The sequence below is a fragment of the Citrobacter sp. MGH 55 genome (assembly GCF_016906145.1).
GTDB classification, from domain to species: domain Bacteria; phylum Pseudomonadota; class Gammaproteobacteria; order Enterobacterales; family Enterobacteriaceae; genus Citrobacter_A; species Citrobacter_A amalonaticus.
Genome location: NZ_CP070239.1, coordinates 902,826 through 909,208, shown reverse-complemented (window position 1 = coordinate 909,208; position 6,383 = coordinate 902,826). Strand labels below are relative to the sequence as shown.

The 6,383-nt window shown below is 56.1% G+C and carries 7 protein-coding genes; 3 read left to right on the top strand and 4 right to left on the bottom strand.

Features of this window, described 5'->3' with window-relative positions; genetic code table 11:
• Positions 1–120 precede the first annotated feature (120 nt).
• Complete coding sequence (tusA, locus tag JTI98_RS03635; protein WP_042998488.1) at positions 121–366, top strand: sulfurtransferase TusA; 246 nt, start codon at positions 121–123, stop codon at positions 364–366.
• A 45-nt stretch (positions 367–411) separates the two neighbouring features.
• Here the strand turns inward: tusA and zntA are convergent, their stop codons facing one another.
• Positions 412–2,610 (bottom strand): Zn(II)/Cd(II)/Pb(II) translocating P-type ATPase ZntA, encoded by a 2,199-nt coding sequence (zntA, locus tag JTI98_RS03630; protein WP_216081929.1) that lies wholly within the window; start codon positions 2,608–2,610, stop codon positions 412–414.
• A 76-nt stretch (positions 2,611–2,686) separates the two neighbouring features.
• Positions 2,687–3,313 (bottom strand): lysoplasmalogenase, encoded by a 627-nt coding sequence (locus JTI98_RS03625; RefSeq protein WP_044253586.1) that lies wholly within the window; start codon positions 3,311–3,313, stop codon positions 2,687–2,689.
• A gap of 141 nt (positions 3,314–3,454) precedes the next feature.
• On the opposite strand from JTI98_RS03625, the gene JTI98_RS03620 reads away from it, so the two are divergent.
• Entirely contained in the window at positions 3,455–3,814 is a 360-nt protein-coding gene (locus JTI98_RS03620; RefSeq protein ID WP_044327803.1) for a DUF2500 domain-containing protein, read from the top strand.
• Between the two features lie 65 nt (positions 3,815–3,879).
• Here the strand turns inward: JTI98_RS03620 and JTI98_RS03615 are convergent, their stop codons facing one another.
• Complete coding sequence (locus JTI98_RS03615; protein ID WP_042998484.1) at positions 3,880–4,149, bottom strand: DUF1145 family protein; 270 nt, start codon at positions 4,147–4,149, stop codon at positions 3,880–3,882.
• Complete coding sequence (gene rsmD / locus JTI98_RS03610; protein WP_216081928.1) at positions 4,139–4,735, bottom strand: 16S rRNA (guanine(966)-N(2))-methyltransferase; 597 nt, start codon at positions 4,733–4,735, stop codon at positions 4,139–4,141. The genes JTI98_RS03615 and rsmD overlap by 11 nt, the downstream gene beginning before the upstream one ends.
• 159 nt (positions 4,736–4,894) lie before the next feature.
• Here rsmD and ftsY point away from each other — a divergent pair, with 159 nt between their 5' ends.
• Positions 4,895–6,382 (top strand): signal recognition particle-docking protein FtsY, encoded by a 1,488-nt coding sequence (ftsY, locus tag JTI98_RS03605; RefSeq protein WP_216081927.1) that lies wholly within the window; start codon positions 4,895–4,897, stop codon positions 6,380–6,382.
• Position 6,383: the final 1 nt, after the last annotated feature.

Genomic DNA, 6,383 nt, shown 5'->3' with positions numbered 1-6,383 from the left:
CGCATGATACTGCTTTAAGGGCGCATTGCAATGGTTGTTTTTCACGCAATCGTTAACCTGATTGGCTTACTTCCGAACTGAGCGTAAACTACAGCCGTTTTTTTAGTGAACGAGACCACGATGAGCGATCTGTTTTCCTCTCCCGACCATACCCTTGATGCCCAGGGGCTCCGCTGCCCGGAACCGGTGATGATGGTGCGTAAAACCGTACGCAACATGCGGACCGGCGAAACGCTGCTGATTGTGGCGGACGATCCGGCGACCACCCGCGACATTCCCGGCTTTTGTACGTTTATGGAGCATGAGCTGGTGGCAAAAGAGACCGACTCTCTGCCGTACCGCTATCTGGTGCGTAAAGGCCAGTAATCTTGTTATGCCGGATAAGCGTTAGCGCCATCCGGCAAAAACACGTTACCCTTTACGTAACAACCGCAGCGCGTTAGCGGTAACCAGCACCGTTGCCCCGGTATCCGCCAGCACCGCCAGCCACAGACCGGTCATTCCGAGCAGCGTGGTGACGAGAAAAATCCCTTTCAGCCCCAACGCAATGGTGATGTTCTGACGGATATTGGCGTGGGTCGCGCGCGCCAGTTGGATCATCTGCACCAGCCCCGTGAGGCGGTTATGCGTCAGTGCGGCATCTGCCGTTTCCAGCGCCACGTCGGTGCCGCTACCCATGGCGATACCAATGGTGGCGGCCTTCATCGCCGGCGCATCGTTAATGCCATCCCCCACCATTGCCAGCGGCGACTGTTGATTGAGCGCGGTGACCGCCTTCACTTTATCTTCCGGTAGCAGCCCGGCGTTAAATGTCAGACTCAGCTCGCCAGCAATGGCGGCTGCCGCGCGCGGGTTATCGCCAGTCAGGATCACACCATTCACGCCCAGCGCGTTCAGTTCGCGGATGGCGGTGCGAGCATCGTTGCGTAGCGTATCCTGCAGGGCGATGACGCCGATCACGGTCTCATTGCGCAGGACCAGAACGACCGTCTGCCCGGCGCTTTCAAGCTGATTAATCTCTCCGGCAAAGGCGTCGGCAGGACGTTTCCCGGCAGCGCAAATCAGAACGCTTTCGCCATTCACCTGCGCTTCAATCCCTGACCCTACCAGCGCCCGTTGCCCCTCGGCGGATGGGATCGTCAGCCCTGCGGTTTGTGCTTCGCACACAATGGCCTGCGCCAGCGGATGCGTTGCGCCTTGCTCGACAGCCGCGGCCAGCGCCAGCAGTTCAGACTCACTGACGCCGGTAGCCGGATGAATCGCCGTGACGCGCGGTTTCCCGACGGTCAACGTCCCGGTTTTATCAAAGGCGACCTGGGTGATACGGCCCAACTGTTCCAGCGCCGCGCCGCCTTTAATCAATGCCCCGCGACGAGCTGCTGCCGCCAGTCCAGAAGTGATGGCTGCCGGTGTAGAGATGACCAGCGCACACGGACAGCCGATCAGCAGCAGCGTTAACCCTTTATAAATCCACTCCTGCCAGGAGCCCGCGAACAGCAGCGGCGGGACGAGCGTCACCAGCAGGGCGACGGCCATAATCGCCGGCGTATAAATTCGGCTGAAGCGGTCGATAAAACGCTCGATTGGCGCACGACGCTCCTCGGCCTCTTCGATTAACTTCAGAATGCGGTCAATCGCGCTGGCACCCGGTTCAGAGAGCACTTCCAGCGTGACGAGACGGTCCACGCTGGTCGCCCCCGCCGGGACTTTTTCACCGGTGGCGCGTTCCACCGGGATCGATTCTCCCGTCAACGCACTCTCATCAAAACTGGCAAAACCAGAGACCAGTTTACCGTCGGCAGGGAGACGGCCCCCGGCAGCGACTTCAATGATGTCGCCCGGTTGCAGCGTGTTGATCGCCACCTCTTCGCGTACGCCGTCGCGCAGACGTGTCGCGGTTTCCGGTTTCAGCGCCATCAGCGCGCTGACCCCTTTGCGGGCGCGACTGGCGGCCCAGCCTTCGAGGCGTTCGCCAATCAGGAACAGCAGCAATACCATCGCCGCTTCTGCTGTGGCACCGATGAACAGCGCCCCGATAGCCGCGACGCTCATCAGCGTTTCAATGGCAAACCAACTGCCGGTTTTTATCAGCCGTAGCGCCTGGCGGGCGATCGGGAACAGGCCGACCAGCGTCGTGGCGATAAATGCCAGTTGGCCGAACGGATGGTTGAACTGCTCCAGCCCCCAACTGAGCGCCATCATGACGAGAAGCGTGAGCAGCGGCAGGTTCTCTTTAAAGCGGGATTCAGGCGTTTCTTCCTTCGCCTGTTCATCGCGTAGGGTGTAACCCGCTTTTTGCACCGCATGCTCGATTTGCAGGCGAAGATCGCCGTTGCTGTCGACGACCAGTTTCTCGGTGGCAAACAGCACCTGGACCTGGTTGACACCGCTGACCTGGCGCACCGCGTTTTCTACTTTGCGGGCGCAGGCGGCGCAGTCCATCCCGGATACTTTCCAGCTATAGCGGGTGCCTTTAACCGTTTCAACAACAGGTTCAGGGGCTGAGCATGCGCCTTCGCAGCAGCAGTCATCGGGCTTCTGGGGCGTGGGAGCTGGCTTGAAAGATGAAAACTGTGGGGCTTTTTTGCCATTGTGAGCAGGTATCGACATGGCATCCTCCGGTTGATGATAATTTTCTCATTAACCGGAGGATACACTCTGGAGTCGACTCCAGAGTCAAGCGTTATTAGAGATAAAGCGAGCGGACGATCAGGAAGTGCCCGGCAAAGTAGCAGGCGGCGGCGATAGCGTTGTCCGCGCGAAAACGACAGCGGTAATGACTGCCCAGCCAGACGATGTTGCCAATGAACAGCAGCGACGCACCCAAAAACGCCGACAGCGCAGGTGCGGTGGGGCGGAAAAACCACAGCTCACCGGCTAACCAGACCATCACCAGCGTCATGGCGATAAAGGTACACACCGGCCAGCGCAGTTCTTCAAGGCGTGTCCAGATCACCGCAATCAGCAGCGCGCCCAGTACCATCAGCACCAGCGGTAGCGGCCAGAAGAAAGAGAGCGTCATCTGGCTGGCAAAATAGATGGTGTACAACAGGTGCGAGAGGAAAAAGGCACCAATCGCATAGAGCAGTCGCTGACGCGGCAATAATGTTAGCGCATCGCCAACCAGTGAGGCGCAAAGACCGGCCAGCACCAGATAGCTCACGGCGTTGAACATCGGCGCCTGCCAGGCCAGTAACAGCAGGAGTAATAAGGTGACGGGTTTAAAGACCCAGCGTTGCCAGGCGGGTCCACGGTAGGAGGCATCCACAAATAACCATGCGGAAAGGCAGACAGCGATAAACGACCAAAGCATCATAGTTCCTTGAATTCGTTATTTTTTCGTAAGCGGTATGCTCACAACCCTGATGTTCAGTGTAGAGGCCGCGACCACCTGATGACAACACCATAACGGGCAGGGTATGCTTATTTCCGCATTTTCTGATGGGTTATCAATATGAGTAAGCCGCCACTTTTCTTCATTATTATCATTGTGTTAATTATCGTTGCCGCCTCATTCCGCTTTATGCAGCAGCGGCGGGAAAAAGCCGATAACGATGCGGCACCGCTTCGTCAGGCGCAAATGGTGGTCAGTAATAAACGTGAAAAACCCATCAACGACCGACGTTCCCGACAGCAGCAGGTCACGCCAGCGGGAACCAGTATGCGCTATGAGGTGAGCTTTAAACCACAGAACGGCGGGCTGGAAAAGACCTTCCGCCTGGAGGCGCGTCAGTATCATGCGCTGACGGTGGGGGATAAAGGGACGCTAAGTTACAAAGGGTCGCGCTTCGTCGAGTTTGTTGCACAGCACTAAGACGGGAAACCGCTCACCTGGGTAAGCCGGATAAGCGAAGCGCTATCCGGCACCTTCATGCCGTATTACTTTTTAACGTTAAACTTCTTCTGCCAGACCAGCAGCTCAAACACGCCAAACAGGAAAATACGAACTTTCTCGCCGGTGGTCATTTGCGGTCCGTCTTTGGGCAGGGTGGACTTCAGTAGCGCCAGCTGCATGCCGTGCATCAGTACCATGAACACGAGGGCGACGTTAACGAAGATGTTGAGCGGTCGCGGGAAGGGTTGCACCAGGTTTAACAATAAGAATGCCCACACGCCGAGCATCAGTAGTCGACCAAGATTAATCAGCATCGCTTTCTCCTTGTGCTTCGCGTTGATACAAACGGTACGCGACCTGCCCGGCGATTTTTTCCCGGTATAATGACCAGTTCGTCGGCACGGGCGGCAGACCGTTTTCCACTTCGCTTTCCACGTAAATCCAGGCAACATCCGCCAGCCAGCCGTGAGTTTCCAACAGGTTTAAGGTCTCTTCCAGTAACCCTTTACGAAACGGCGGATCGACAAATACCACGTTATGCGGCGTGCCTGACTGCGTCAGGAATGTCAGGGTATTCGTGTTAACGACTTTTGCATTCCCTGCTTTCAGCGTAGCCAGGTTCTTTTGTAACTGCTGAGAGACTGCGCGATCCCTCTCCAGCATCGTGGCACCAGCGGCATAGCGTGATAGCGCTTCCAGCCCCAGTGCGCCGCTTCCGGCAAAACAGTCCAGACATTGGGCTTCTACTATCACCGGTGCCAGCCAGTTAAACAGCGTTTCACGCACGCGATCCGTTGTCGGACGGAGACCAGGGCTATCGGGGACCGGGAGTTTGCGGCCGCGCCATTGTCCGCCAATAATGCGGATTTGGCCGCTACCTGAGTGATTCGTTTTTTTCATTTCTGTTGCTCAAACCGCCGCGTGCAGATGATTCCAGGCGGTGATGTGGATTAAGTAAAGTGATAGACTATTTCATCATTTTTTTTAGCGTCTATACACAAAATCATTCAGGATGCCTCAAAGCGGCAAGAGAATGAGTCCCCAGGAGCGTAATCGCAGATGGCAAAACAGAAAAAACGTGGCTTCTTTTCCTGGCTGGGCTTTGGTGAAAAAGAGCAGGAACAAGAACAAAAAACCGAAGATCAGCAGGGTGTTGAAGCGCAATTACCGTCCGACGAACCCGTTGAAACGGCGGCTGACGTAGAAGCGCAAGCGCCGCTTCACAGCAAAGAAGAGGCTGAAGCCTTTGCTGAGGAAGTGGTTGAGGTGACGGAACAGGTTCAGGAAATCGAAACCTTCCAGTCAGCAGAACCCGCTATCGCGAAAGAGCATGTTGACGCGCAGGTTGAGCCGCAGATTGCCGTTGCGCACGAAGAGCTGCCGTTGCCTGAAGAGGTGAAAGCCGAAGAGGAAACCTCCGCTGAAGAGTGGCAGGCCGAAGCGGAAACCGTTGAGATTGTTGAAGCGGTAGAAGAAGAGGCGCAAAACGAACCGGAACTGACCGACGAAGAGTTGGAAGCACAAGCGCTGGCGGCGGAAGCGGCGGAAGACGCGCAAATGATCGTTCCGCTGGCGGAAAAAGACGCGCCGGTCGAAGAGATGATTCAGGAACAGGAAAAACCGACCAAAGAAGGTTTTTTCGCGCGTCTGAAACGCAGCTTACTGAAAACCAAAGAAAACCTCGGTTCCGGATTTATCAGTCTGTTCCGTGGTAAAAAAATCGACGATGATCTGTTTGAAGAGCTGGAAGAACAACTGCTGATTGCCGATGTGGGCGTGGAAACCACGCGCAAAATCATCGCCAATCTGACGGAAGGCGCCAGCCGCAAACAGCTTAAAGATGCTGAAGCGCTGTACGGACTGCTGAAAGACGAGATGGGCGAGATTCTGGCGAAAGTCGATGAACCGCTGAACGTTGAAGGTAAAACGCCGTTTGTTATTCTGATGGTCGGCGTGAATGGGGTGGGGAAAACCACCACCATCGGTAAGCTGGCGCGCCAGTTTGAACAGCAAGGGAAATCCGTGATGCTGGCGGCGGGCGATACGTTCCGCGCCGCAGCGGTCGAACAGTTGCAGGTCTGGGGTCAGCGTAACAATATTCCGGTGATTGCCCAGCATACCGGCGCGGATTCCGCTTCCGTTATCTTCGACGCCATTCAGGCCGCGAAGGCGCGTCACATTGATGTGCTGATTGCCGATACCGCAGGTCGTCTGCAAAACAAATCGCACCTGATGGAAGAACTGAAAAAAATCGTTCGCGTGATGAAGAAACTGGACGAAGACGCGCCGCATGAAGTTATGCTGACGCTTGATGCCAGCACCGGGCAGAATGCGATAAGCCAGGCCAAACTGTTCCATGAAGCGGTGGGCCTGACCGGTATTACCCTGACCAAGCTGGACGGTACGGCGAAAGGTGGGGTGATCTTCTCGGTGGCCGATCAGTTTGGCATCCCTATCCGCTATATTGGTGTGGGCGAACGTATCGAGGATTTACGTCCGTTTAAGGCGGACGATTTTATAGAGGCACTTTTTGCCCGAGAGGATTAAC

Bases quoted from the DNA above. Each gene is read 5' to 3' on its own strand.
- tusA (WP_042998488.1), top strand. From the start codon at position 121: ATGAGCGATCTGTTTTCCTCTCCCGACCATACCCTTGATGCCCAGGGG.
- zntA (WP_216081929.1), bottom strand. From the start codon at position 2,610: ATGTCGATACCTGCTCACAATGGCAAAAAAGCCCCACAGTTTTCATCT.
- JTI98_RS03625 (WP_044253586.1), bottom strand. From the start codon at position 3,313: ATGCTTTGGTCGTTTATCGCTGTCTGCCTTTCCGCATGGTTATTTGTG.
- JTI98_RS03620 (WP_044327803.1), top strand. From the start codon at position 3,455: ATGAGTAAGCCGCCACTTTTCTTCATTATTATCATTGTGTTAATTATC.
- JTI98_RS03615 (WP_042998484.1), bottom strand. From the start codon at position 4,149: ATGCTGATTAATCTTGGTCGACTACTGATGCTCGGCGTGTGGGCATTC.
- rsmD (WP_216081928.1), bottom strand. From the start codon at position 4,735: ATGAAAAAAACGAATCACTCAGGTAGCGGCCAAATCCGCATTATTGGC.
- ftsY (WP_216081927.1), top strand. From the start codon at position 4,895: ATGGCAAAACAGAAAAAACGTGGCTTCTTTTCCTGGCTGGGCTTTGGT.